Source organism: Christiangramia sp. 3-2217-3z (genome assembly GCF_051195275.1).
GTDB classification, from domain to species: Bacteria; Bacteroidota; Bacteroidia; order Flavobacteriales; family Flavobacteriaceae; genus Christiangramia; species Christiangramia marina.
Window position 1 is genome coordinate 81,162 of sequence record NZ_JBNJLI010000001.1, and the last position, 23,643, is coordinate 104,804.

A 23,643-nucleotide genomic window follows, 5' to 3' on the forward strand; every position below is an offset into this window, starting at 1 on the left:
AAGAAAAAATGTTACAACCTAAAAGAACAAAATACCGTAAGCAACAAAAAGGCCGTATGAAAGGGCTTGCTCAAAGAGGGCACAGGCTTTCAAACGGGACCTTCGGAATCAAATCAATGGATTCCAGCTTTGTTACTGCACGTCAAATAGAAGCAGCACGTATCGCCGCTACCCGATATATGAAAAGAGAAGGTTCTATCTGGATCAAAATTTTCCCGGATAAGCCTATTACAAAGAAACCTCTTGAAGTACGTATGGGTAAAGGTAAAGGTGCCGTGGAATATTGGGCAGCAGTGGTAAAACCAGGAAGAATAATGTTTGAAATTGGTGGAGTGCCAATGGCGACTGCTAAAGAGGCTTTACGTCTTGCAGCACAAAAACTTCCGGTAAGAACAAAATTTGTTGTAGCTAGAGATTATCAAGAATAATATTGGAATTATGAAACAATCAGAAGTAAAAGAATTGTCTGTTGCAGAATTGCAAGAAGAGCTTGGTAAGTCTCGAAAAGCTTATTCAGATTTAAAAATGGCTCACGCTGTTTCGCCTTTGGAGAATCCGATACAGTTGAGAACTGAAAGGAGAAAAGTGGCGAGATTAGCTACAGAGTTAACTAAAAGAGAACAACAATAATTGTTATTCTGCTGAAAGATGGAAAAAAGAAACTTAAGAAAAGAGCGTGTAGGGGTTGTTACAAGTAACAAAATGCAGAAATCCATAGTGGTTGCTGAAGTGAAAAAAGTTAAACACCCTATGTATGGAAAATTCGTTTTGAAAACGAAAAAGTACGTAGCACACGACGAAAATAACGACTGCAACGAAGGTGATACTGTAAAGATCATGGAAACAAGACCTTTAAGTAAATCCAAGACTTGGAGATTAGTAGAAATAATTGAAAGAGCGAAGTAAATCATGGTACAACAAGAGTCCAGACTAAAAGTAGCAGATAATACCGGAGCTAAGGAAGTCCTTACTATCCGTGTGTTAGGAGGTACAAAGAAAAGATACGCATCTGTTGGAGACAAGATAGTTGTCAGTGTAAAAGAATCTACACCTAACGGAAATATCAAGAAGGGTGCAGTTTCAACAGCAGTTGTTGTTCGTACCAAGAAGGAAGTACGCAGACCGGATGGATCTTATATCCGTTTCGATGATAATGCATGTGTACTTTTAGGTCCTCAGGGTGAAATGCGCGGTACTCGTGTATTTGGTCCTGTAGCACGTGAACTTCGTGATAAGCAATTCATGAAAATTGTATCATTGGCACCTGAAGTGCTTTAATACATTAAGAAAATGACAAAGCTTAAAATAAAATCAGGAGATACCGTACGTGTAATCGCTGGTGACCATAAAGGTCAGGAAGGGAAAGTGCAGAAGGTACTTATCGAGAAGAATAAAGCTATTGTGGAAGGGGTTAATATGATCTCTAAGCATGAGAAGCCTAGTGCTTCTAATCCACAAGGTGGAATTAAGGAGAAAGAAGCTCCAATTCATATATCTAATTTATCACTAATCGACAAGAATGGTGATTCAACGAGAGTTGGTTATAGAGAAGAAGATGGAAAGAAAGTGAGATTCTCTAAAAAATCTAATGAAGTAATATAGTTATGGCATACGTACCAAGACTTAGACAAGAATATAACGAGAGAGTTAAGAATGCTCTTAAGGATGAATTCAGTTACTCCAATATTATGGAGGTGCCAAAACTGGAGAAGATAGTAATCAGCCGTGGAGTTGGTGGAGCAGTGGCAGATAAGAAACTTATCGACCATGCAATCGACGAACTTTCTGCAATTAGTGGACAGAAGGCTGTTGCTACGATCTCTAAGAAGGATGTCGCATCATTCAAATTACGTAAAGGAATGCCAATTGGCGCTAAAGTTACTTTACGTGGATATAGAATGTATGAGTTCCTGGATAGATTGATTACAAGTGCATTGCCACGTGTTCGTGATTTTAATGGTATCAAATCTAATGGATTTGATGGTAGAGGAAATTACAACCTTGGAATCACTGAGCAAATCATCTTTCCTGAGATCGATATCGATGCTGTGAATAGAATCGCTGGAATGGATATCACTTTTGTTACTTCCGCGGAAACCGATAAGGAAGCAAAAGCATTGTTAACCGAACTAGGATTACCTTTTAAAAAGAACTAATTATGGCTAAAGAATCAATGAAAGCCCGTGAGGTGAAAAGACAGAAATTGGTAAAGAAGTATGCTGAGAAACGTGCTGCTCTCAAAGAAGCAGGTGATTACGAAGGTTTACAGAAACTACCAAAGAATTCTTCTCCGGTTCGTTTGCATAACAGATGTAAACTAACTGGAAGACCAAAAGGGTATATGAGACAATTTGGTCTTTCTCGAGTAATGTTCAGAGAGATGGCTAACCAAGGTCTTATACCAGGTGTTAAAAAGGCAAGCTGGTAATATTATAAACTGGATGAAGGTTCAATAAAGAAAACCACATCCGCAAATAAATTTAAATGAATACAGATCCTATTGCAGATTACTTAACAAGAATCAGGAATGCAAATGCTGCAAACCACAGAGTTGTGGAAATTCCTGCTTCCAATGTTAAAAAAGAGATCACTAAGATATTATTCGATCAGGGATATATTCTAAGTTACAAATTCGAAGACACTACCGCTCAGGGAGTGATCAAGATCGCTCTTAAGTATGATAAGATTACTAAAGAGCCAGTAATTAAGAAGATTCAACGAATAAGTAAACCTGGTTTACGTAAGTATGCCGGATCAACAGAGATTCCAAGAATCCTGAATGGTCTTGGTATCGCGATTGTTTCAACTTCTCACGGAGTAATGACTGGAAAACAGGCTAAAGCCGACAAAGTTGGCGGTGAAGTACTGTGCTACGTTTACTAATACTTAAAAGACTAAAGAAATGTCAAGAATAGGTAAAAATCCAATTACAATTCCAGAAGGTGTGACAGTAGAGCACAAAGATGGTCTTGTAACGGTAAAAGGAAAGTTAGGAGAGCTTAAGCAGCAGGTACAGGATATCGATGTTAAAATCGAAGATAATGTAATTACTTTTGAGCGTACTTCTGATAAAAGTGATCAGAAAGCAAAACACGGTCTTTATCGTGCTTTGGTTAATAATATGATTGAAGGTGTATCTAATGGATTCACTAAATCACTTGAACTTGTAGGTGTTGGTTATAGAGCTAGCAACCAGGGTAACAAGCTTGATTTGGCTGTTGGTTATTCTCATAATATTATACTAGATTTGGCTCCCGAAGTTAAAGTGGAGACGATCTCAGAAAAAGGTAAGAACCCTGTCGTTAAACTTACTTCACATGATAAGCAACTTGTTGGACAGGTAGCTGCGAAGATCCGATCGATGAGAAAACCTGAACCTTATAAAGGAAAAGGTATCAAGTTTGTTGGTGAGCAATTGAGAAGAAAAGCAGGTAAATCCGCATAATAAAGATAGTTATGGCAGTGTCAAAACAAGATAGAAGAAACAAAATTAGAAAACGTATCCGTAAGGATATCGTTGGAACAACAAGCCGTCCTAGATTATCTGTATTCAGAAGCAATAAAGAAATTTATGCTCAGATTATCGATGACGTTGAAGGTAAAACTTTAGCTTCAGCATCTTCAAGAGATAAGGATATCGTATCTGCATCTGCAGATAGAAAAGAGCAGGCTCAAATGGTTGGTAAAGCCATAGCTGAGAAAGCGAAAAGTGCTGGTATCGATACAATCTCCTTCGATAGAGGTGGATATCTATATCACGGTAGAGTTAAATCATTAGCAGAAGGTGCTCGCGAAGGAGGACTTAAATTCTAGAAAATATGTATCAAGATTATAAAAACGTAGAACATGTAAAACCAGGAGGTCTTGAATTGAAGGATCGTTTGGTTGGAGTACAACGTGTTACTAAAGTTACAAAAGGTGGTAGAGCCTTTGGATTCTCAGCTATTGTAGTAGTAGGAGATGAAAATGGTGTAGTTGGTCAGGGACTTGGAAAATCCAAGGAAGTGGCAGATGCTATCTCTAAGGCTGTAGAAGACGCTAAGAAAAATCTGGTACGCATCCCTTTACATAAAGGAACACTACCTCACGAACAAAAAGGTAAGTATGGTGGAGCAAGAGTAATGCTTCTTCCTGCTGCTGCTGGTACCGGTATCATTGCTGGTGGAGCGATTCGTGCGGTACTTGAGTCTGTAGGTGTGCATGATGTACTTTCTAAGAATCAGGGATCTTCGAACCCACACAACGTAGTTAAAGCTACCTTCGATGCTTTACTTCAATTAAGAAGTGCTGAAACTGTTGCAAAGCAGAGAGGTGTTTCTTTGGAAAAAGTATTTAAAGGTTAAAATCAAGGAATAAGATGGGAAAGATAAAAGTCACTAAAAGGAAAAGTGCTATTAATCGCACGAAAAATCAAAAGCTTGTTCTTGAGTCTCTAGGACTTAAGAAGATCGGGCAGACGGTTGAACATGACGATACGCCAAACATCCTTGGTATGGTAAATAAAGTTAAACACTTAGTTTCTGTCGAAGAAACAAAATAATAATCTCTCATGGATTTAAGTAACTTAAAACCTGCAGAAGGTTCAGTTAGAAAGAATAGCAAGCGTATTGGTCGTGGTGAAGGATCTGGTAAAGGTGGAACCTCTACCAGAGGTCACAAAGGAGCCAAGTCTCGTTCTGGTTATTCTAAAAAGATAGGATTTGAAGGAGGTCAGATGCCACTTCAAAGACGTGTACCTAAGTTTGGATTCACAAACAGAAATCGTAAGGTTTACCAGGGAATTAACCTGGATACTCTTCAATCTCTTGTTGATGAAGGAAGAATTAAGGATACAGTTGATATGGACGTGCTTGCAGAAAACGGTCTTGCCGGAAGAAACGAGCTTGTTAAGATATTAGGTAGAGGTGAATTAAAGGCAAAGTTGAAAATATCTGTTCATAAATATACGGCCTCAGCGAAAGAAGCTATCGAAGCTGCCGGAGGTGAAGTTGTTACTTTATAATAGATAATCAAATGAAATTCATCAATACGATTCAAAATATTTGGAAAATCGAGGAACTAAAAAACAGAATTTTAGTAACCCTCGGTTTGCTTTTGGTATATCGTTTCGGGGCGCAGGTAGTGCTTCCCGGAATTGATGCCGCTCAGCTTTCAAGCCTGGCTAACCAGACAGATAGTGGACTATTAGGTCTACTTAACGCATTTACGGGTGGAGCGTTCTCAAATGCTTCAGTATTTGCTTTAGGTATTATGCCTTACATCTCTGCTTCTATTGTGGTGCAATTAATGGGGATTGCTATTCCTTACTTGCAAAAGCTTCAGAAAGAAGGTGAAAGTGGACGTAAAAAGATCAATCAAATCACCCGATGGTTAACCATCGCTATTACATTGGTACAGGGGCCTGGTTATATTTATAATCTGTTTGCCACCCTTCCTGGAGAGGCATTTTTGCTTGGAGATAACTTAACTTTTGTGATCTCTTCAGTAATAATTCTTACTACAGGGACAATTTTTGCAATGTGGTTAGGTGAGAAGATCACAGATAAAGGGATTGGTAATGGTATTTCATTGTTAATTATGGTGGGTATTATTGCTACTCTTCCACAGGCATTCATTCAGGAATTTGCTTCCAGAGTATTTGAATCCAACGGTGGTATGGTAATGATCCTTATCGAACTTGTGATCTGGTTTGCTATCATCATGGCATCTGTAATGCTGGTAATGGCAGTACGTCAAATACCTGTACAGTATGCAAGAAGATCTGCTTCTGGTGGATATGAAAAGAACGTTTTTGGTTCTAGACAGTATATACCTTTGAAATTAAATGCATCGGGTGTAATGCCAATCATTTTCGCTCAGGCGATCATGTTCATTCCTGTAGCTCTTGCGGGTCTATCAGACTCAGATACTGCTCAGGGTGTAACAGCAGCATTCCAGAACATATTTGGTTTCTGGTATAACCTTGTATTCGCTCTATTGATTATTGTTTTTACATATTTCTATACAGCGATCACGGTGCCAACCAATAAAATGGCAGATGATCTTAAAAGAAGTGGTGGTTTTATTCCAGGGATTCGTCCAGGAACTGAAACTGCTGAGTACTTAGATAGGATCATGTCTCAAATTACGCTTCCTGGATCTATTTTCCTGGCTCTTATTGCGGTGTTCCCTGCAATAGTTTTCTCTTTGTTGGGTGTACAGCAAAGTTGGGCGTTGTTCTTTGGAGGTACTTCACTTCTGATTATGGTTGGAGTTGCAATAGATACTATGCAGCAGGTAAATTCTTATCTACTGAATAGACACTATGACGGATTAATGAAAACAGGTAAAAACAGAAAAGCAGTAGCTTAATTATGGCAAAGCAGGCAGCGATTGAACAAGACGGAACCATTATCGAAGCATTGTCTAATGCAATGTTTCGAGTGGAATTAGAAAATGGTCACGTAGTGACTGCACATATCTCTGGAAAGATGCGTATGCATTACATTAAATTACTTCCTGGAGATAAGGTGAAACTGGAAATGAGTCCTTACGATTTAACTAAGGCTCGAATAACTTACAGATACTAAAAAGTAATTTTCAGCCTTTTATAAATTTTTTATACTTTTGCACTCTGAAAAATTTATGACGGCTAAAATTTCACAAAAAGGATAATTCCTTGTAAGTGAATTAAAAAGAGATAAGATGAAAGTTAGAGCATCAATAAAAAAGAGAAGTGCCGACTGCAAGATTGTTCGCAGAAAAGGGCGCCTTTACGTTATTAACAAAAAGAATCCTAGATTTAAACAAAGACAAGGCTAATTATGGCAAGAATTGCAGGGGTAGATATACCTAAACAAAAGCGAGGAGTTATAGCGTTGACCTATATCTTCGGAATTGGTAGAAGCAGGGCTCAAGAGATACTTGCACAAGCTAAAGTAGACGAGAGTAAGAAAGTTTCTGAATGGGACGATGATGAAATCGGTAAAATTCGTGAAGCCGTTGGTCAGTTTACAATCGAAGGTGAGTTGCGTACTGAAGTTCAGATGAGCATCAAACGTCTTATGGACATTGGATGTTACAGAGGAATTCGTCACAGAGCTGGTTTACCTTTAAGAGGACAGCGTACTAAGAATAACTCGAGAACCAGAAAAGGTAGAAGAAAAACAGTTGCTAACAAGAAAAAAGCAACTAAATAGTAATTAGTATGGCAAAGAAGACAAATCAAAAGGCCGGTAAGACTCAGAAGAAACGTAAAGTAATCGTTGAATCCAACGGTGAAGCTCACGTTACTGCTTCTTTCAACAATATCATTATTTCCCTTACCAATAAGAAGGGTGATGTTGTATCGTGGTCGTCTGCAGGTAAAATGGGCTTTAGAGGATCTAAGAAAAATACTCCTTACGCTGCGCAGTTAGCTGCTGAAGATGCTTCGAAAGTAGCACATGAAGCTGGAATGCGTAAAGTAAAGGTTTATGTTAAAGGTCCTGGAAATGGTAGAGAGTCTGCTATTAGAGCAGTACACAATAGTGGTATCGAGGTTACTGAAATTATCGATATTACGCCACTTCCACACAATGGTTGTCGTCCACCAAAGAGACGTAGAGTTTAATAAATTTTATTCATAAGAGAGGATTTAGATTATCGAAGGACTAATGCCTTAATTCATAATCCCTTTCTAAAATATCTATAGTAATGGCAAGATATACTGGTCCAAAGACTAAAATAGCCCGTAAATTCGGAGAAGCTATTTTTGGTGACGACAAATCTTTCGAAAAAAGAAATTATCCTCCAGGACAGCACGGTAATAACCGTCGTAGAGGAAAGAAATCGGAATATGCAATCCAGTTGATGGAAAAGCAAAAAGCTAAGTATACGTACGGTATACTTGAGCGTCAATTCCGTAATATGTTTGAAAAAGCAACCAGAGCACAGGGTATTACTGGTGAGGTTCTTCTTCAACTTTGTGAGTCTCGTTTAGATAATGTAGTGTACCGTATGGGTGTAGCGCCTTCAAGAAGAGCTGCGCGCCAGTTAGTAGGTCACCGTCATATTACTGTAAACGGAGAACTTGTAAATATTCCTTCTTACCACCTAAAGGCTGGTGATGTTGTTGGGGTAAGAGAAAAATCTAAATCACTTGGTGTGATTCAGGAGTCATTATCTAATAGCAGTAATGTTTACGAATGGCTTTCATGGAATTCTGAAAAGAAAGAAGGTACTTTCGTATCTGTTCCGGGAAGAGTTCAAATTCCTGAAAACATCAACGAGCAATTTATAGTCGAATTATATTCGAAATAATAATTCATCATACAGAAGTCGAAATATGGCAATACTAAATTTTCAGAAGCCCGATAAAGTTATAATGATTGATTCTACAGATTTCGAAGGGAAATTTGAATTTCGCCCTTTGGAACCTGGATATGGATTGACTGTTGGTAACGCTTTAAGACGAGTGCTTTTATCTTCTTTGGAAGGTTTCGCGATCACTTCAGTAAGAATAGAAGGTGTAGATCATGAATTCTCTACCATCGCAGGTGTAGTGGAAGATGTAACTGAGATCATTTTGAACTTAAAACAAGTTAGATTCAAAAGACAGATCGATGAGATCGATAACGAATCAGTAACAATTTCTGTTTCCGGAGAAGAGCAATTAACTGCCGGTCACTTCCAGAAATTTATCTCAGGTTTTCAAATCCTAAATCCAGATCAGGTGATCTGTCATATGGATAAGAAAGTAAGCCTGAACATGGAAGTTACTATTGAAAAAGGTAGAGGTTACGTTCCGGCAGAAGAAAACAAGAAGGCCAATGCACCACTAGGTACCATATTCGTAGATTCTATTTACACTCCTATAAAGAATGTAAAATATAGTATCGAGAATTACCGTGTGGAGCAGAAGACTGACTATGAGAAGCTGGTATTCGAAATCATTAGTGATGGTTCTATCCACCCTAAAGATGCTTTAACTGAAGCTGCAAAAACTCTTATACACCACTTTATGTTGTTCTCTGATGAGAGAATCACTTTAGAGGCTGACGAGATCGCACAGACTGAAACTTATGATGAAGAAAGTCTTCATATGAGACAACTGCTCAAAACTAAACTTGTCGACCTTGACCTGTCTGTTAGAGCATTGAACTGTCTGAAAGCTGCTGAAGTTGATACTTTAGGAGATCTTGTTTCTTACAATAAGAATGACCTTATGAAGTTTAGAAATTTCGGAAAGAAATCTCTAACTGAATTGGAAGAACTTGTAAGTAACAAAGGTTTAAACTTTGGAATGGATCTTTCAAAATATAAACTCGATAAAGACTAATATAAAGGCGAGATCTCTCGCCTTTCTTTTATAATTAAAATCTGTCATATTTTGCTCCCCATAAAGGGTAGAAGCAAGATGGCAAAAGATAAAAAGTCATGAGACACGGAAAAAAAACAAATCATTTAGGTAGAAAAACAGCTCATCGTAAAGCTATGCTTGCGAATATGGCATGTTCCCTAATTGAACACAAGCGCATCAACACTACAGTTGCAAAAGCCAAAGCTTTAAAAGTTTTTGTTGAGCCTCTAGTAACTAAGTCTAAAGATGATACTACTCACAACAGACGTATCGTTTTTAGTAAGTTGAGAAGTAAAGAAGCAGTTAGCGAACTTTTTCGTGAAGTTGCTCCTAAAGTAGGTGATCGTCCGGGTGGATATACAAGAGTTATTAAACTTGGTAGTCGTCTTGGAGATGCTGCTGAAATGGCACTTGTGGAATTGGTTGATTTCAATGAGACTTACAATGTAAGCGGAGATAAACCTAAAAAGAAGAAGTCTACTCGGAGAGCAGGTAAGAAGAAGGCTGAAGAAACTACAGCTCAACCTGAAGAAGCGAAGGCTGAAACTAGAAAAGAAGAGTCTAAAGCTGAAGAGCCTAAGACTGATAATAAAGAAGATAAAAAAGACGAATAGAAATGAATCTTTTCAACTTCTAATTTTTAAAAAGGATAAGCTTTCAGAGTTTATCCTTTTTTTATATCCATACGATAATTGTTTAATTTTATTGCCACAACAACATAACTATGAAATATCAGGCTAAAAGAAAAGCGATCATTTTACTGGAAGATGGAACGATCTTCTATGGAAAAGCAGTAGGTAATGCTGAAGGTGAGGCTTCAGGTGAAGTTTGCTTCAATACAGGTATGACCGGGTACCAGGAGATCTTTACAGATCCTTCTTATTATGGGCAGCTCATGGTGACCACTAATGCTCATATAGGGAATTATGGTACGAGCAAGGATGAGAATGAATCCAACGGAGCTAAAATTGCAGGTTTAATTTGTAAAAACTTCAGCTACGTTCAAACCAGACCTTCAGCTGATCAAACACTGCATGAATTTTTAGATACCAATAAGATCTTTGCAATATCTGATGTAGATACCCGTGCGCTTGTTACGTATATTCGAGAGAATGGCGCCATGAACGCCATTATATCTACAGATGTTAAGAATATTGAATCTCTTCAGAATAAGCTTAAAAAGGTTCCTGATATGAACGGTCTTGAACTTGCATCAAAAGTTTCCACAAAAGAAGCTTACTATTATGGAGATGAAAATTCAGATTTAAAAATTGCAGCTTTGGACGTTGGCATTAAAACCAACATTCTACGTCACCTTGCTCAACGTGGAGCTTACATTAAAGTTTTTCCTTTTGATGCCAGTTACGAAGATATGAAGTCATGGAACCCGGACGGTTATTTCCTGTCCAATGGTCCCGGAGATCCTCAGCCACTTGAAAACGCAATAAGCGTAACGAAACAGATCATAGAAAACGATCATCCTTTATTCGGAATTTGCCTTGGTCACCAGATCATTGCACTTGCTAATGGTATTGAGACTTATAAAATGCACCATGGTCACCGCGGAATCAATCACCCGGTAAAGAACCTGATTACGGGCAAAGGCGAGATCACTTCTCAAAATCATGGCTTCTCTGTCGATAAAGCTCAAACTGAAGCTCACGCCGATGTAGAAGTAACCCATGTATGCCTAAACGATCAAACGCTAGGTGGGTTAGCTATGAAATCAAAGAATGTGTTTTCTGTGCAATATCACCCGGAAGCTGGTCCAGGACCACATGACGCTAGTTATCTTTTTGATGAATTCATAGATCGAATCAAGAAAAGGCAGTCAGCATAGTAAAAAGCCGGAGTTCAAACTCCGGTTTTTTTTGTTACTCTTACAGGTAAAATTAATTTGTTTGCTAACTTTAATGGTCTAGATTTGATTGCAAATCTACATCATGAAAAACATCATCGTTATTTTCCTATTCCTATCAGGAATTTCAGCTAATTCACAATCCACAGAAAATCAGTTCTCCTTAAATATTTTAATGCCTTCAGCAGAATATGAACTTGCTTTAGGTGAAAATACCAGTCTTGACGCTAACCTCGGTTTGGGTTTCGGCTATCATTATTCAGACTTCACAGATGAAAGTGAATTTGGCGTTTATCCCAATTTAAGAGCGCAATACCGCTGGTACTATAATTTTGATAAAAGAATCGATAAAGGAAAAAAAGTATCTGAGAATAGCGGGAATTATGTAGCCGGAGTACTGCTGTTATCAAGTGGTGAGCCACTTTTTGGCGATATGGATTTGCGAAATGATCTATCAGGATTTGTAGGTCCAGCCTGGGGCTTACAACGAGTATATAATGGCAATTTCAAACTAAACCTAAATTTGGGGATTGGATATGGTTTTAACGATAATGGTGATGGTTATGTTTCTCCTCTTATCGATATTCAACTAGGATTTAAGCTGGGAAAAGATAAGAGCTAATGTTTCAAATACCTCACAATTCAATCCTAATCCTGGCATCATACCGGGATTTTTGCTTTCCTGACTGGTGCAACTTCGAAAACGTTTTAGTAGATTTCCTGTTATAAATGCTTTAAAACTAGCTCTCTCAGTCGGAATTTAATCCTTGTATTCGTATCTTGCCTGTAATTCAAATAAAAATTAAAATACAGAACATGAGCGCAATTTTAGATATACATGCACGTCAAATTTTTGATTCTAGAGGAAATCCAACCGTAGAAGTAGATGTTTATACAGAAAATGGGATAATGGGTAGAGCTGCAGTTCCATCTGGGGCATCCACCGGAGAGCATGAGGCTGTTGAACTTCGTGATGGAGGAGATGATTTTATGGGTAAAGGAGTATCTAAAGCGATCGAGAATGTAAATGGGGAGATAGCTCAAAAGCTTCTGGGTTTTTCTGTATTTGAACAAAATCTTATCGATCAAACGATGAGAGACCTTGATGGTACTCCAAACAAATCAAAGTTAGGTGCGAATGCAATTCTAGGTGTTTCTCTTGCTGTTGCTAAAGCAGCTGCGAATGAACTTAACATGCCTTTGTATAGATACATTGGTGGAGTTAGTGCTAACACGCTACCTGTACCTATGATGAATATTATTAACGGAGGTTCACATAGTGATGCTCCTATCGCATTTCAGGAATTTATGATCATGCCGGTAATGGCTGAAAGTTTTTCTCATGCTTTAAAGACAGGTACAGAGATCTTCCATAATTTGAAGAAGGTACTTCATGATCGTGGGTTGAGTACCGCAGTAGGTGATGAAGGTGGTTTTGCACCGACTCTTGACGGAACCGAAGATGCTTTGGATACCATACTAAAAGCTATTAAGCAGGCTGGATACGAACCAGGTAAGGAAGTAATGATCGCACTGGATTGTGCTGCTGCTGAATTTTTTGTGAATGGTAAGTATGATTATACCAAATTTGAAGGTGATAAAGGTAAAATTAGAACTAGTGAAGAGCAGGCAGAATACCTGGCAGAATTAGCTTCTAAATACCCAATTATTTCTATTGAAGATGGTATGGACGAAAATGACTGGGAAGGTTGGAAAGCCGTTACCGACAAGATCGGAGATAAAGTTCAGTTAGTTGGAGATGACCTTTTTGTGACAAATGTAGAACGTCTTGGAAGAGGAATTAAAGAAAATATCGCCAACTCGATACTTATCAAAGTAAACCAGATTGGTACTTTAACTGAAACTATCGCTGCTGTAAACATGGCTCACAATGCTGGGTATACATCAGTAATGTCACACCGTTCTGGAGAAACAGAAGATAATACAATTTCAGATCTTGCAGTTGCGCTGAATACGGGACAGATCAAAACAGGGTCTGCATCAAGAAGTGATAGAATGGCTAAATACAATCAACTACTTAGAATCGAAGAAGAATTAGGAGAGGTTGCATATTATCCACAGGATAAAGCTTTTAAGATAAAGTAAGCGAAACATATATATTTCTAAAGCCTCTTCAGTTTGAAGGGGCTTTTTTTGTGAAGTAAATAGTATATTAACAATCATTTAATTAAAAGAATACTTCGGTATTCAATAGAATCCTTATTTTCAATTAAATAACCAACCATACTATTGAAATCTAAATTCTTATTTGTCGCTGCGGAAAATGATGGAATTCCACGTTGTAAAGCTGGGGGAATGGGCGATGTAGTAAGGGATGTTCCAAGGCAGATCGCTGCGAGAGGCGACGAAGCAATTGTGATTACTCCATCTTACTCCAGGATCCATCTTCAGGATAGCAATCGTATTTCTGAAATTAAATTTACTTTTAGAGGGGTGCCTCATACCGGAGAGCTTTATGAAGTTCAGGGGAAAAAGGAAATAGAAGGTATCAGGCATTTTGTAATACATCATCATGATATAAAAGCGGGTGATATTGCGCATATTTATTTTAATGATGCTGACCAGCCATTTTTCACAGATGCTAACATATTTTCTCTCTTTTGTTCTGCAGTTGCAGCTACCATAAAAGATGGTGTCTTTGGAGAGATCAATCTTGTTCATTTACACGACTGGCACACCAGCATGTTATTATTTTTGCGAGAATTCGATCCTGAGTATAAACTTCTGCAAAGCATTCGTTTTGTGTATTCGATTCACAATCTGGCAATACAGGGGATAAGACCTTTCAGTAATAATTATTCTTCGGTAGATGCATTTTTTCCAAATGTCCCGTATGATCATGAAGTTTTGATGGATAGAAGATATCCAGATTGTATAAACCTTATGGCTGTTGGAATCAGGCTGGCTGATGCTGTTCATACAGTTTCACCATCTTATATGGAGGATATACAGAAACCGAGTGATCCACCTCACTTTATTGGTGGAGAAGGTCTGGAAGATGACCTTAAAAAGGCAAATCAGGAAAACCGACTTTTTGGAATTCTCAATGGTGCGAATTATACTGATATAAATTCCGTAGAAAAAGGAATACTATTTAGACAATGCATCCGTCGACTTTTTCGATGGTTACAGGAAGAGAACAAGGATTATAAATCACATTACTTAGCGCATACAGGTGAAAAACTTACACGCTGGCAGCAAAAGCAGCCGGATTTTATCTGTAGCAGCGTAGCACGTTTAACGGAGCAGAAGTTCTTTTTCTTCAGGGAGAATCCAGACCTTTTACCAGCTTTAATGAAAAAACTTGAAGAAGTAAATGGCATATATCTTTTGTTAGGTACAGGTGCGCCGGAATACGAAACAATATTTAGAGAAGCTAGCTATCAATACAAGAATTTGATCTTCATCAACGCCCAGTCTGAAAGTGTTATTGATATGCTTTATCAGGAATCTGATCTTTATCTGATGCCAAGTCAGTTCGAGCCTTGTGGAATTAGTCAGATGCTGGCCATGAGAAATGGTCAACCCTGTTTGGTTCATAATACCGGAGGTTTAAAAGACACGGTTATTCATGGTGAAACCGGATTTAGTTTTGATGGTGAAACTACCGCGGAAAAGACGGCTGACTTTTTAAAGCAGTTCTCTTATGCGGTTGACCTTTTCTTTCAGAATAAAAAAGAATGGAAGAAAATTAAACAGAATGCTAAAAAACAGCGCTTCACCTGGGATAAATCTGTAGATGCATATTACGAGTTTTTGTATAAAGCTAAAGTGGATTCGGTAGACTGATTTTCTCCTACTTTCTAATCTAATAACTTGATACTTGCCGGCATATTTTTTCCCTATTATTTCTGGAATTATTAAATCAGGCCAGACTTAATCATCCGACTTAGTTAAAATTCACGAAAACGGAAGAAAATAGGGGTATTTCTGAAATTTCGTTAGTCGGCTTAAAATAATTTTAACACTAAAATTCGTAAATTAGCAATCCTTAAAAATTAATCTAAAGAACAATATATAATATGTCTAAAACAGCAACTTTCGAATTTGACGGAAAGAAATATGAATTTCCCGTTACTGTGGGAACTGAAGATGAAATTGGTATAGATATCAAGACGCTTCGTGGAGAAGCCGGACTTATCACATTGGACCCAGGATTTAAGAACACTGGTAGCTGTGAAAGTGCGATCACCTTCCTGGATGGTGAGAAAGGAGTGCTTAGATATAGAGGTTACGCAATTGAAGATCTTGCTGAAAAAGCTGATTTTCTTGAAGTAGCTTACCTTTTGATTTTTGGCGAGCTTCCAGACAAGTCACAACTTGATAAATTCACCAAGGATATTAAAGAGCAGTCTCATGTTGATGAAGAAATGAAGAAGATCCTTGACGGTTTTCCTAAATCTGCTCATCCTATGGGTGTTCTTTCATCATTAACCAGTGCTCTTATCGCATTCAATCCATCTTCTGTAGATGTTTCTTCAGAAGAAGATATGTACAAAGCAATTGTAAAAATTCTTGGGAAATTCCCGGTTCTTGCTGCATGGACATTGAGAAAGAAAAACAGTCTTCCGCTAAATTATGGAGATGAAGATCTGGGTTATGTAGAGAATCTGCATAAGATGATGTTCGAGAAGCCAAATAAATCGTACAGTGCAGATAAAGCGGTGATTGAAGCTCTAGATAAACTATTAATTCTTCATGCAGATCATGAGCAGAACTGTTCTACTTCTACGGTAAGAATGGTAGGTTCATCACATGCTGGTCTTTTCGCATCTATTTCAGCAGGTATTTCAGCTTTATGGGGTCCATTACACGGTGGAGCTAATCAGGCTGTGATCGAAATGCTTGAAAAGATCAAGGAAGATGGTGGTGATACGCATAAGTTTATGCAAAAGGCTAAAGATAAGGAAGATCCATTCCGTTTGATGGGATTTGGACACAGAGTCTACAAGAACTTCGATCCACGAGCTAAGATCATTAAGAAATCTGCAGATGAAGTATTAGGGCAATTAGGTGTGCAGGATCCTGTCCTGGATATCGCAAAAGGACTGGAGAAAGAAGCTCTTGAGGACGATTACTTCGTAGAGAGAAAATTATATCCAAACGTAGATTTCTATTCAGGAATTATTTACAGAGCATTGGGAATCCCAGTGGAAATGTTCACCGTAATGTTTGCTTTAGGTAGACTTCCAGGATGGATCGCACAATGGAGAGAAATGAGACTTAGAAAAGAGCCAATTGGAAGACCTCGCCAGATCTATATTGGAGAAAATCTTAGAGATTTTAAACCACTTGGAAGCAGATAAATTTCTGACTATCATATTTTACGAATACCACAAAAAAGCTTCATCATCGTATGAAGCTTTTTTTTATCTATAAAGGAGTGTTGAGTTTTGTAATCGTACTTGTTATAACTTCGTTTCCAGATACGACTGTTAATAGCAATTTGTATTCCTGATATTCTTCAGGTATGCTAAAGGAAATTTTAGGGCCTGAACCTAGAACTCTTAAAGCAAGTGGATTTGAATATGAGTCAAATTTTAATAATGTCCATTCAAAATTATAGGTTTTATTTGCCTCAGTAACGCTAACCCAATATGAGTCACTAAAGAGCATGGCATTGAAAGTGACCGTCTCATTGGCGATAATTGGTACCGCAGGTTTCAGAATTCTAATCGATAAATCGGTTTGAGCTGGGCTATTCTGATTCCATATACCATGCACTGTATTAAAATCAGACTTTTTTCTTCCTTTAAAATCTAAAAGTCCATCGAAACTCAATCTACTGCTTAATCTTTCATCCTGCCAGTTGCTGAGTATGAGGCCAGGATCCTGTTTCAATTGACTATCCGTGTTTTCTGGTGAAATGGAAGTAATCAACGTTGGAATTTTATTAGCCGTAGCAAAATTTAAAGTCTTCGAAAGAAAAGTTGTATCGCTCACTATTAAGCCGAAATAATCCACTTCGAGATTTAGTTCATTCAAATATGATAGTAAAGATCTAGTGTCTGAATTCAATTCAAGGTTTAGGATAATTGGAGTAGTAGAATTATTGTAACGGATTTTTGATAACAATTGGTTGTACAGACCTAACTGTCTTTGAAGTTGCTCAAACTGATAAGGTTTGCTCGATGTTTCTCCAAACACATCAAAAGAGAATCCTATTACATTGCTATATTTTTCCAATTCAGCAATTTTTTCTAATACTTCATTCTCAAAATCGTTGAAATGAAGAGAATTATCTATTTTATCATAAGATTCCGCGGCACCGAAATCATAAATTACTCTCATATCAGTTTTCGAAGCATATTTTAAGGTATTATAATCATAAACGTTACCCCCGGGATAGAAAATAGTTGAAATATTTATTTCCTGCATTAATTTAAAATCCTCGAGTAAAGTTTGGCGGTTAAGAGTGTAATAGTTTTCCTTCCAGTTGATACCTTTTTTGTAACGTACACCTCTTATTTCTTCTGCAAATTGAGTTCTTTTATACCTCTCTGTATTGTTGACTTTTACCGGATCTTCTTTTAAAAACTGCGTAGCATAGTCAGCAAAAATATTTAAAGAATCGGTGGTCCATTCAATATATTTCTTCGCGTATAATTTTCCTTCTGGAATATTATCGTCAAAAGCACTATTAAAGAAAACGATTGCCGATATTTCCTCAAAATCTGTCTCGATGGCTTTTCTAGCATTTTTAAGCCATTTTATTTGGTTTTCTTCTTTTAATAAATTAACCGAACCAAACTCTGTTAGCATGACAGGTTTACTAGTTAATCTTTTTAGTCTTTCGTGAAAACCTGAATAAATATTCTGAAATGAAACGCTTTTTTCATTTTGATTTAAGTAGCCATAATTTAGAGCGGTGATTCCTACCCAGTCTACATATTTATCTCCAGGGTAGTACTTCTGCATTCCTTTAGGTTTCCATGGATTCCAAACGAATATAGTTTTGTAAGCACCTTGATCTTTGATTAGGTTGTAAACATGTATCCAAGCTTTTTTAAACTCTAATTCAGGTTGATTGCCTGCATGGCTCCAGGGATACTGTGGATTATCAAATTCGTGGGCAAAGCGTAGAAAAACAGGTTTGTCAAATACTGCTAATTCTTTACCAAATTTGATAATATAATCGTCATATAATCCAGCTGATACTCTACTAAAAATACTGCTTCGGCTGGATTTCGTAGTTGAAGTAGCTTCGGTTTCTAACCACGGTTCCCAGGTTATCATTGGAATTGCACCTTTCGAATCAATAGAATTTATAAGTTCACCTGGATAATTGCTCTGTCCATTATTCTTCCACGCCAAATAAAAGGATACGATGTTAAAATTTATATTTTGCTCAGTCTCAATCCTATCAATATCACGAAGACTAACTGTGCCGGTATCACTTATGGGGTGAAAAATGCCTAAATATGATTTGTTCTGTTTTTTAATATATGTTGGAGTAATGTTGTCCCAACGAGCTGTTGCTTTTTTTTGGATAAACCATAGAGATCCACAGAGTATAGTTAAAAGCAATGGCAGTGCAATACTTCTCGTACCAATAAATATTATATTTCTAATTTTCCCAATGGCAACTTTAATTGCACTTATTTTCCGTAGAAAACTTTTACTCAATGTATTTTTTAAGATATTATTCTCGTTTGTAGTTTTTACTGTCAGATATATGCCGAAAATCATGATAGCGGCGTTGAATAAAGCAAAGCCCGACATCACTAAAGCGAAAGGGGTGTAGTTTATAGACAATCCATAAATTACAGCAGTAATTGAAATTATTGCAACTATAGTATTTGGTAAAATTATCTTGTAGTTCGTAGCAAACTCATTTTCTTTTGGTGTAGGTAGATATGGTATGTTCTTATCAAATAATGTATATATAAAGCCCAGTACGTAGATCCACCATGTATTAATTTCCAATAATCCACCAAGAAGATGAAAACCTCTTTCCTTGCGTTGTATGACCCAATTTTGAATGTAAGTTCGTATAAGGATAGAGCTAAAAACAACAGGGAGTAATGCTAAGCCGAAATCTATAAAATTCCCTTGCCAGGGCGTGATTGAAAATAAAAGAGAGACGACCGGAATTAAAAAATTTAATAGACAGATAATTCCGCTCAAGTAATGAAGAGGGAGTATTCCGAAGTGAATTTTTTGTCTATAGGAGAAATATTTAAATAACCTAGGGTAGACTTTGAACAATAGGTCAAATGTTCCACGAGACCATTTCAATTGTTGTTTATAATAACCGGTAAGGCTAGAAGGAGCTAATCCTTGTGCGAGTATTTTAGGAAGGTAAATGCCTTTCCAATTTTTAGCATACAGTTTCATCGTTGTATGCATATCTTCGCATAAACCTGCTGCATGACCTCCAATACTATCAAGTGCGGATCTTCTGAAAACACAGTTCGCACCAATAGCATTCACACTACCATAGGCGTTCAGGGTCATCATCATTGGACCATAAAATTGAAACGTTTGTTCAGCTGCTCCTTGAGCGACAAGTGTTTCCTTTATATTATAGTATCCCTGTACAGTCTGTACAAAACCGATTTCAGGATTTGAGAAGTATGGAAGGATCTCATCCAGGAAGTCTGGATCTGGTATGTGATCAGGATCAAGAATAACTGCGATTTCTCCACGTGCAACTTTTTCCAGAGCATTATTGATATTGCCAGCCTTCGCATCCTTTTTGATCAAGCGAGTAACGTGATGAATGCCATTACTTTCACAAAACTGTTTTAAATATGGGTCATCAGCTTCATCACATAGATAGGTCTCGTGAGGATAGTCTATTTTAATGATCGCTTCTAAAGTGGTTATGATCATCTGATATGGCTCACCGGGAAAGTAAGTCGTCAAAACATCTACGGTAAAATCTTTCTCTGTTCCAGTAGTTTTTGGTAATGAAATATTGGAATAATTGTACCAGAGATATAACTTTTTAAGGATACCGTAGAATAGGCTTATAGAAAGGAGAATATATAATATAGTATTTCCGCGAAATTCTGGCTTTGCAAAATAGAATATAAAGTTCAATATACTTACTAAGCCTAATATGATTAACAATTTGATAATCATATTTTGCTTAGGGGTGGGAGCCAGAATTTTACTTTTCCTCATTATCCGGATTTAGTACATAGAATGGAATATTTGCCGTAGCATAGTATTCTGATCCATTTTTGAGATATAGAAAAATTCGGTAAGGGCCTTCTTCCTTAGGTGTTTTGAAGTTAGCATAGTTTTGGTTTGTACTTATATCAGAACCAGTATAGATTTCACTGTTCTTATTCTCAAACCAAGATTCACGTCTGATTTCCCATGTGTACTCATAATTTTTATTATCGGATCCTGTAAGAACAACTTCCATAGTGACTTTGGCTAAAGGTTCAAGCACAATATTTTGCTTAGCCCCTTTCTCATTAAGTAAAATATATTCTAACTCCGGACCAGGATAAGTTTTATTTTCTTCTTTCCATATATTTTCCAACTCAAAGACCGCCTGGGTCTTTAATTTGTTTTCACTAAAGAGACTATACCAAGAAGGAGTATTCTCATTTTTTTGACCCCAGTAAAATACAAAACTACCCAGTGATCCTTCTCTTTTCAATGGAAGAATATATTTCCTGTGTCGCTCCTTGATTTGTTCAGCTTTCTTAGTGCTTGTTTCTTCAATAGGAGCCATCCAACTTGTTGTTTCAGCTTCCCATGGTCCATTAACACCCCATTCAGTAATTACATGAGGTCCGTCCCATATAGGGGAAATTGGACTTAGCTTCTCGGCAAATGCACTCAGAGTCCCGAATGAGTTAAATGAAACAAAATCCAGTTGAGGGCTTCTTGTTATGATAGAGAGAACTCTAGATTTGTTAGCGCCTATCGTAGAGGTGCTAACAGGATGATTTCCATCTAATTCATGTATTAATTCGATGAGCTCGTTGTAATTGGAGAAGAAATCTGTGTTTTTGTGTAAGTAGGGATAGTAGATTTCGTTGCCCAAATTCCAATAAAGTAATGCCGGGTGGTCTTTAGAACTAATGATCGTATTCTTTATATCAACTTTTAAACGTTGGAAAAGCTTTTCTTCCTCATAATATTCCGGAGAGCTATTAAACTTAGGTAAAGGAATATCGACGACTACCGCAAGGTCTAAGCGATGAGCTTCATCAAGGGTTGTTTTTAGATCAATAGTGTCATAGATGCGGGCTGTGTTTGCGCCTGCATTTTTAAGCTCTAACAGATATTCTCCTTGAGCAGCACCTCCTTTAATATAAAATGGTTTACCATTCCTAATTAGCCAATAACCTTGTTCAGTTTTTTCAATATGAACAGTTTTCGTGTGATTTTCACATACATCATCCGAGCAGGCCATAATAGTAGTTAGAACTATTATAGCAATCAAATTTAAAATAATAGTATTTGGCGAATATGTCTTGATAGAAGGATTTATTAAAAAAGCTAATATATTAAAGAATGTTCATTAATTATAAGTAAGATGTTTTTTAAATAGAGTAGCGAAACTTCAAGTAATCTTTGCAGATAAGAAATGAGATAGATTTGGCTTTTATTATATTTGTCAAAACCCTAGCAATGAAATTGCATATATCAAGTGAAACATCCAGATTACGCGCCGTAGTGCTGGGAACCGCCAGGAGCATTGGACCTATTCCAACTCTTGAAGAAGCATACGATCCCAAGTCTCAGGAACATATCAAAGCTGGGACCTATCCAACTGAAGAAGATATGGTGGCAGAAATGGATGCTGTAGCCGCAATGTTGGAGAAGTACGATGTTCAGGTTTTCAGACCTAAGATCGTTGAAGACTACAACCAGATATTTACACGGGATATCGCTTTCGTGATCGATGATAAATTTATTAAATCAAATATATTGCCTGACAGGGATCAGGAGATCGAGGCCATAGAGCATGTAATGAGACAGATCGATCCTGCAAAGATCATTACCTTGCCCGAGGAAGCTCATATTGAAGGAGGGGATGTGATGCCTATGGGAGATCATATATTTGTTGGGACCTATAAAGGAGAAGATTACCGGAACTTTATCACAGCCAGAACAAACCAACAAGCTGTAGACGCCTTAATAAGGGAATTTCCTGATAAAAAGGTGATTAGCTTTAGTCTTAAAAAAAGCAATCATATTGCTAAGGATAATGCTTTGCACCTGGATTGTTGCTTCCAGCCTGTAGGAAAGAACAAGGCAATCATTTACAAAGGTGGGTTTTTGATAGAAGACGAGTATAACTGGCTTGTTGATTTCTTCGGAAAAGAAAACATTTATGAGATCACCCGTGATGAAATGTACCATATGAATTCGAATATCTTTTCCATTTCTGAAAGTGTGGTAATTTCAGAAAAAGGATTTACACGACTTAATTCGTGGTTGAGAGAGCAGGGAATTACCGTAGAGGAAGTGCCTTATGCTGAAATATCGAAACAGGAAGGATTGCTTCGCTGTTCAACCTTACCATTAATCCGCGATTAACAGATAGCTATGAAACAGATTACAGATACCATTTTAATGGTTAGACCGGTAAATTTCAGAATGAATGAACAGACTGCAGTCAACAACTATTTTCAGAAGAAATTAGATAAATCCAATGTGAATAGCCTTGCAACTGAAGAGTTTGACACGTTCGTGAACAAATTGAGAGACGTAGGAGTAAAGGTGATCGTGGTAGATGATATCAAAGAAGAAGATACTCCAGATTCTATTTTTCCAAACAATTGGGTGTCGTTCCACAGCGATGGAGAGATAGCTTTGTATCCAATGTTTGCTGAAAACAGGCGTAAGGAAAGACGACTGGAATATTTCTCCAAACTGGAAGAAGCTGGTTTTAAGATCAATAATATCGTAGATTATACTTCTGCGGAAGAAGATGATATTTTCCTTGAAGGAACGGGAAGTCTTATTCTGGACCGGGTAAATCAAAAAGCATATTGTGCAATTTCACCTCGTGCAGATGAAGATCTGGTCATTGAGTTTTGTGAGGATTTTGAATTTACACCGGTTATTTTCAATGCCTATCAAAGTGTTAAGGACAAGCGACTTCCAATCTATCATACCAATGTAATGATGTGTCTCGCTGAAGAATTTGCGGTTATTTGCCTTGATACAATAGATGACAAGAAAGAACGCAAAAATGTAGTTAAACATCTTAAAATGGATGGGAAAGAGATCATATCCATCAGTGAGGAACAAATGCATGAATTTGCTGGTAACATGTTACAGGTTCAGGGAGCTGAAGAAAAGTTTTTAGTAATGAGTGCCCGCGCACACAGAAGTCTTAATCCGGAACAGATAAATAATATAGAAAAGTATTGTAAGATCTTAAGTTCTGAGATCGAGACGATCGAAACCTGCGGAGGCGGAAGTGCTCGTTGCATGATGGCTGAGGTTTTTTTACCAAAATCATAGTAAA

The 23,643-nt window shown here is 37.4% G+C and carries 30 protein-coding genes; 28 read left to right on the forward strand and 2 right to left on the reverse strand.

The window, feature by feature from the left end; genetic code table 11:
* The first annotated feature begins 8 nt into the window (after positions 1-8).
* From rplP to ACSHZO_RS00480, 26 genes are all read left to right on the forward strand, one after another.
* Complete coding sequence (gene rplP, locus ACSHZO_RS00355) at positions 9-428, forward strand: 50S ribosomal protein L16 (protein WP_026915152.1); 420 nt, start codon at positions 9-11, stop codon at positions 426-428.
* A 10-nt stretch (positions 429-438) separates the two neighbouring features.
* Entirely contained in the window at positions 439-630 is a 192-nt protein-coding gene (gene rpmC, locus ACSHZO_RS00360) for a 50S ribosomal protein L29 (protein WP_026915153.1), read from the forward strand.
* An 18-nt stretch (positions 631-648) separates the two neighbouring features.
* A complete protein-coding gene (rpsQ, locus tag ACSHZO_RS00365) occupies positions 649-906 on the forward strand; it encodes a 30S ribosomal protein S17 (RefSeq protein WP_026915154.1) in 258 nt (85 codons plus the stop codon).
* 3 nt (positions 907-909) lie between these two features.
* Positions 910-1,278 carry a 50S ribosomal protein L14 gene (rplN, locus tag ACSHZO_RS00370; protein WP_141876840.1) on the forward strand — a complete coding sequence of 123 codons (369 nt, stop codon included), beginning with the start codon at positions 910-912 and terminating at the stop codon, positions 1,276-1,278.
* A gap of 12 nt (positions 1,279-1,290) precedes the next feature.
* Positions 1,291-1,602, forward strand: coding sequence for a 50S ribosomal protein L24 (gene rplX, locus ACSHZO_RS00375; RefSeq protein WP_298248032.1), 312 nt, complete (start codon positions 1,291-1,293; stop codon positions 1,600-1,602).
* Between the two features lie 2 nt (positions 1,603-1,604).
* Positions 1,605-2,156 (forward strand): 50S ribosomal protein L5, encoded by a 552-nt coding sequence (gene rplE, locus ACSHZO_RS00380; protein ID WP_298248033.1) that lies wholly within the window; start codon positions 1,605-1,607, stop codon positions 2,154-2,156.
* A 2-nt stretch (positions 2,157-2,158) separates the two neighbouring features.
* Positions 2,159-2,428 carry a 30S ribosomal protein S14 gene (rpsN, locus tag ACSHZO_RS00385; RefSeq protein ID WP_011710683.1) on the forward strand — a complete coding sequence of 90 codons (270 nt, stop codon included), beginning with the start codon at positions 2,159-2,161 and terminating at the stop codon, positions 2,426-2,428.
* Positions 2,429-2,484: 56 nt separating this feature from the next.
* Positions 2,485-2,883: a 30S ribosomal protein S8 gene (gene rpsH, locus ACSHZO_RS00390; protein ID WP_141876843.1), complete on the forward strand. Its 399-nt coding sequence runs from the start codon at positions 2,485-2,487 to the stop codon at positions 2,881-2,883.
* Positions 2,884-2,902: 19 nt separating this feature from the next.
* Positions 2,903-3,445, forward strand: a complete 543-nt coding sequence (rplF, locus tag ACSHZO_RS00395; RefSeq protein WP_298248034.1) for a 50S ribosomal protein L6 — start codon at positions 2,903-2,905, stop codon at positions 3,443-3,445.
* A gap of 11 nt (positions 3,446-3,456) precedes the next feature.
* Positions 3,457-3,813 (forward strand): 50S ribosomal protein L18, encoded by a 357-nt coding sequence (gene rplR, locus ACSHZO_RS00400; RefSeq protein ID WP_026915161.1) that lies wholly within the window; start codon positions 3,457-3,459, stop codon positions 3,811-3,813.
* A 5-nt stretch (positions 3,814-3,818) separates the two neighbouring features.
* Positions 3,819-4,343 carry a 30S ribosomal protein S5 gene (rpsE, locus tag ACSHZO_RS00405; protein WP_011710679.1) on the forward strand — a complete coding sequence of 175 codons (525 nt, stop codon included), beginning with the start codon at positions 3,819-3,821 and terminating at the stop codon, positions 4,341-4,343.
* Positions 4,344-4,357: 14 nt separating this feature from the next.
* A complete protein-coding gene (rpmD, locus tag ACSHZO_RS00410) occupies positions 4,358-4,540 on the forward strand; it encodes a 50S ribosomal protein L30 (protein ID WP_026915162.1) in 183 nt (60 codons plus the stop codon).
* Positions 4,541-4,549: 9 nt separating this feature from the next.
* The gene (gene rplO / locus ACSHZO_RS00415) at positions 4,550-5,002 is read left to right on the forward strand and encodes a 50S ribosomal protein L15 (RefSeq protein ID WP_298248035.1); all 453 of its coding nucleotides are present in this window, start codon (positions 4,550-4,552) and stop codon (positions 5,000-5,002) included.
* 11 nt (positions 5,003-5,013) lie between these two features.
* A complete protein-coding gene (secY, locus tag ACSHZO_RS00420; RefSeq protein ID WP_026915164.1) occupies positions 5,014-6,351 on the forward strand; it encodes a preprotein translocase subunit SecY in 1,338 nt (445 codons plus the stop codon).
* Positions 6,352-6,353: 2 nt separating this feature from the next.
* Positions 6,354-6,569, forward strand: coding sequence for a translation initiation factor IF-1 (gene infA, locus ACSHZO_RS00425; protein WP_011710675.1), 216 nt, complete (start codon positions 6,354-6,356; stop codon positions 6,567-6,569).
* A gap of 115 nt (positions 6,570-6,684) precedes the next feature.
* Complete coding sequence (gene ykgO, locus ACSHZO_RS00430) at positions 6,685-6,801, forward strand: type B 50S ribosomal protein L36 (protein WP_010519235.1); 117 nt, start codon at positions 6,685-6,687, stop codon at positions 6,799-6,801.
* Positions 6,802-6,803: 2 nt separating this feature from the next.
* Complete coding sequence (gene rpsM / locus ACSHZO_RS00435; protein WP_141876847.1) at positions 6,804-7,178, forward strand: 30S ribosomal protein S13; 375 nt, start codon at positions 6,804-6,806, stop codon at positions 7,176-7,178.
* Between the two features lie 8 nt (positions 7,179-7,186).
* On the forward strand, positions 7,187-7,591 hold the full coding sequence (gene rpsK, locus ACSHZO_RS00440; RefSeq protein WP_141876848.1) for a 30S ribosomal protein S11: 405 nt from the start codon (positions 7,187-7,189) through the stop codon (positions 7,589-7,591).
* 83 nt (positions 7,592-7,674) lie between these two features.
* Positions 7,675-8,280, forward strand: coding sequence for a 30S ribosomal protein S4 (gene rpsD, locus ACSHZO_RS00445; protein WP_026915167.1), 606 nt, complete (start codon positions 7,675-7,677; stop codon positions 8,278-8,280).
* Between the two features lie 25 nt (positions 8,281-8,305).
* The gene (locus ACSHZO_RS00450) at positions 8,306-9,298 is read left to right on the forward strand and encodes a DNA-directed RNA polymerase subunit alpha (protein WP_298248036.1); all 993 of its coding nucleotides are present in this window, start codon (positions 8,306-8,308) and stop codon (positions 9,296-9,298) included.
* A 98-nt stretch (positions 9,299-9,396) separates the two neighbouring features.
* The gene (gene rplQ, locus ACSHZO_RS00455) at positions 9,397-9,933 is read left to right on the forward strand and encodes a 50S ribosomal protein L17 (protein ID WP_298248037.1); all 537 of its coding nucleotides are present in this window, start codon (positions 9,397-9,399) and stop codon (positions 9,931-9,933) included.
* A gap of 110 nt (positions 9,934-10,043) precedes the next feature.
* Complete coding sequence (carA, locus tag ACSHZO_RS00460) at positions 10,044-11,159, forward strand: glutamine-hydrolyzing carbamoyl-phosphate synthase small subunit (protein ID WP_298248038.1); 1,116 nt, start codon at positions 10,044-10,046, stop codon at positions 11,157-11,159.
* Positions 11,160-11,262: 103 nt separating this feature from the next.
* Positions 11,263-11,799: a hypothetical protein gene (locus ACSHZO_RS00465; protein WP_298248039.1), complete on the forward strand. Its 537-nt coding sequence runs from the start codon at positions 11,263-11,265 to the stop codon at positions 11,797-11,799.
* A gap of 194 nt (positions 11,800-11,993) precedes the next feature.
* A complete protein-coding gene (gene eno, locus ACSHZO_RS00470; RefSeq protein WP_298248040.1) occupies positions 11,994-13,283 on the forward strand; it encodes a phosphopyruvate hydratase in 1,290 nt (429 codons plus the stop codon).
* Between the two features lie 144 nt (positions 13,284-13,427).
* Positions 13,428-14,987 (forward strand): glycogen synthase, encoded by a 1,560-nt coding sequence (locus tag ACSHZO_RS00475; RefSeq protein WP_298248041.1) that lies wholly within the window; start codon positions 13,428-13,430, stop codon positions 14,985-14,987.
* Positions 14,988-15,220: 233 nt separating this feature from the next.
* The gene (locus ACSHZO_RS00480; RefSeq protein ID WP_295182158.1) at positions 15,221-16,504 is read left to right on the forward strand and encodes a citrate synthase; all 1,284 of its coding nucleotides are present in this window, start codon (positions 15,221-15,223) and stop codon (positions 16,502-16,504) included.
* A 67-nt stretch (positions 16,505-16,571) separates the two neighbouring features.
* Here the strand turns inward: ACSHZO_RS00480 and ACSHZO_RS00485 are convergent, their stop codons facing one another.
* Together ACSHZO_RS00485 and ACSHZO_RS00490 are read right to left on the reverse strand one after the other, a co-directional pair.
* Positions 16,572-20,327, reverse strand: coding sequence for a glycosyltransferase (locus tag ACSHZO_RS00485; protein WP_298248042.1), 3,756 nt, complete (start codon positions 20,325-20,327; stop codon positions 16,572-16,574).
* A complete protein-coding gene (locus ACSHZO_RS00490; RefSeq protein WP_298248043.1) occupies positions 20,314-21,576 on the reverse strand; it encodes a hypothetical protein in 1,263 nt (420 codons plus the stop codon). The genes ACSHZO_RS00485 and ACSHZO_RS00490 overlap by 14 nt, the downstream gene beginning before the upstream one ends.
* Before the next feature lie 218 nt (positions 21,577-21,794).
* Between ACSHZO_RS00490 and ACSHZO_RS00495 the strand changes: the two genes are divergently transcribed.
* Complete coding sequence (locus tag ACSHZO_RS00495) at positions 21,795-22,706, forward strand: dimethylarginine dimethylaminohydrolase family protein (RefSeq protein ID WP_298248044.1); 912 nt, start codon at positions 21,795-21,797, stop codon at positions 22,704-22,706.
* Between the two features lie 9 nt (positions 22,707-22,715).
* Complete coding sequence (gene ctlX, locus ACSHZO_RS00500; protein WP_298248045.1) at positions 22,716-23,639, forward strand: citrulline utilization hydrolase CtlX; 924 nt, start codon at positions 22,716-22,718, stop codon at positions 23,637-23,639.
* Positions 23,640-23,643 lie beyond the last annotated feature (4 nt).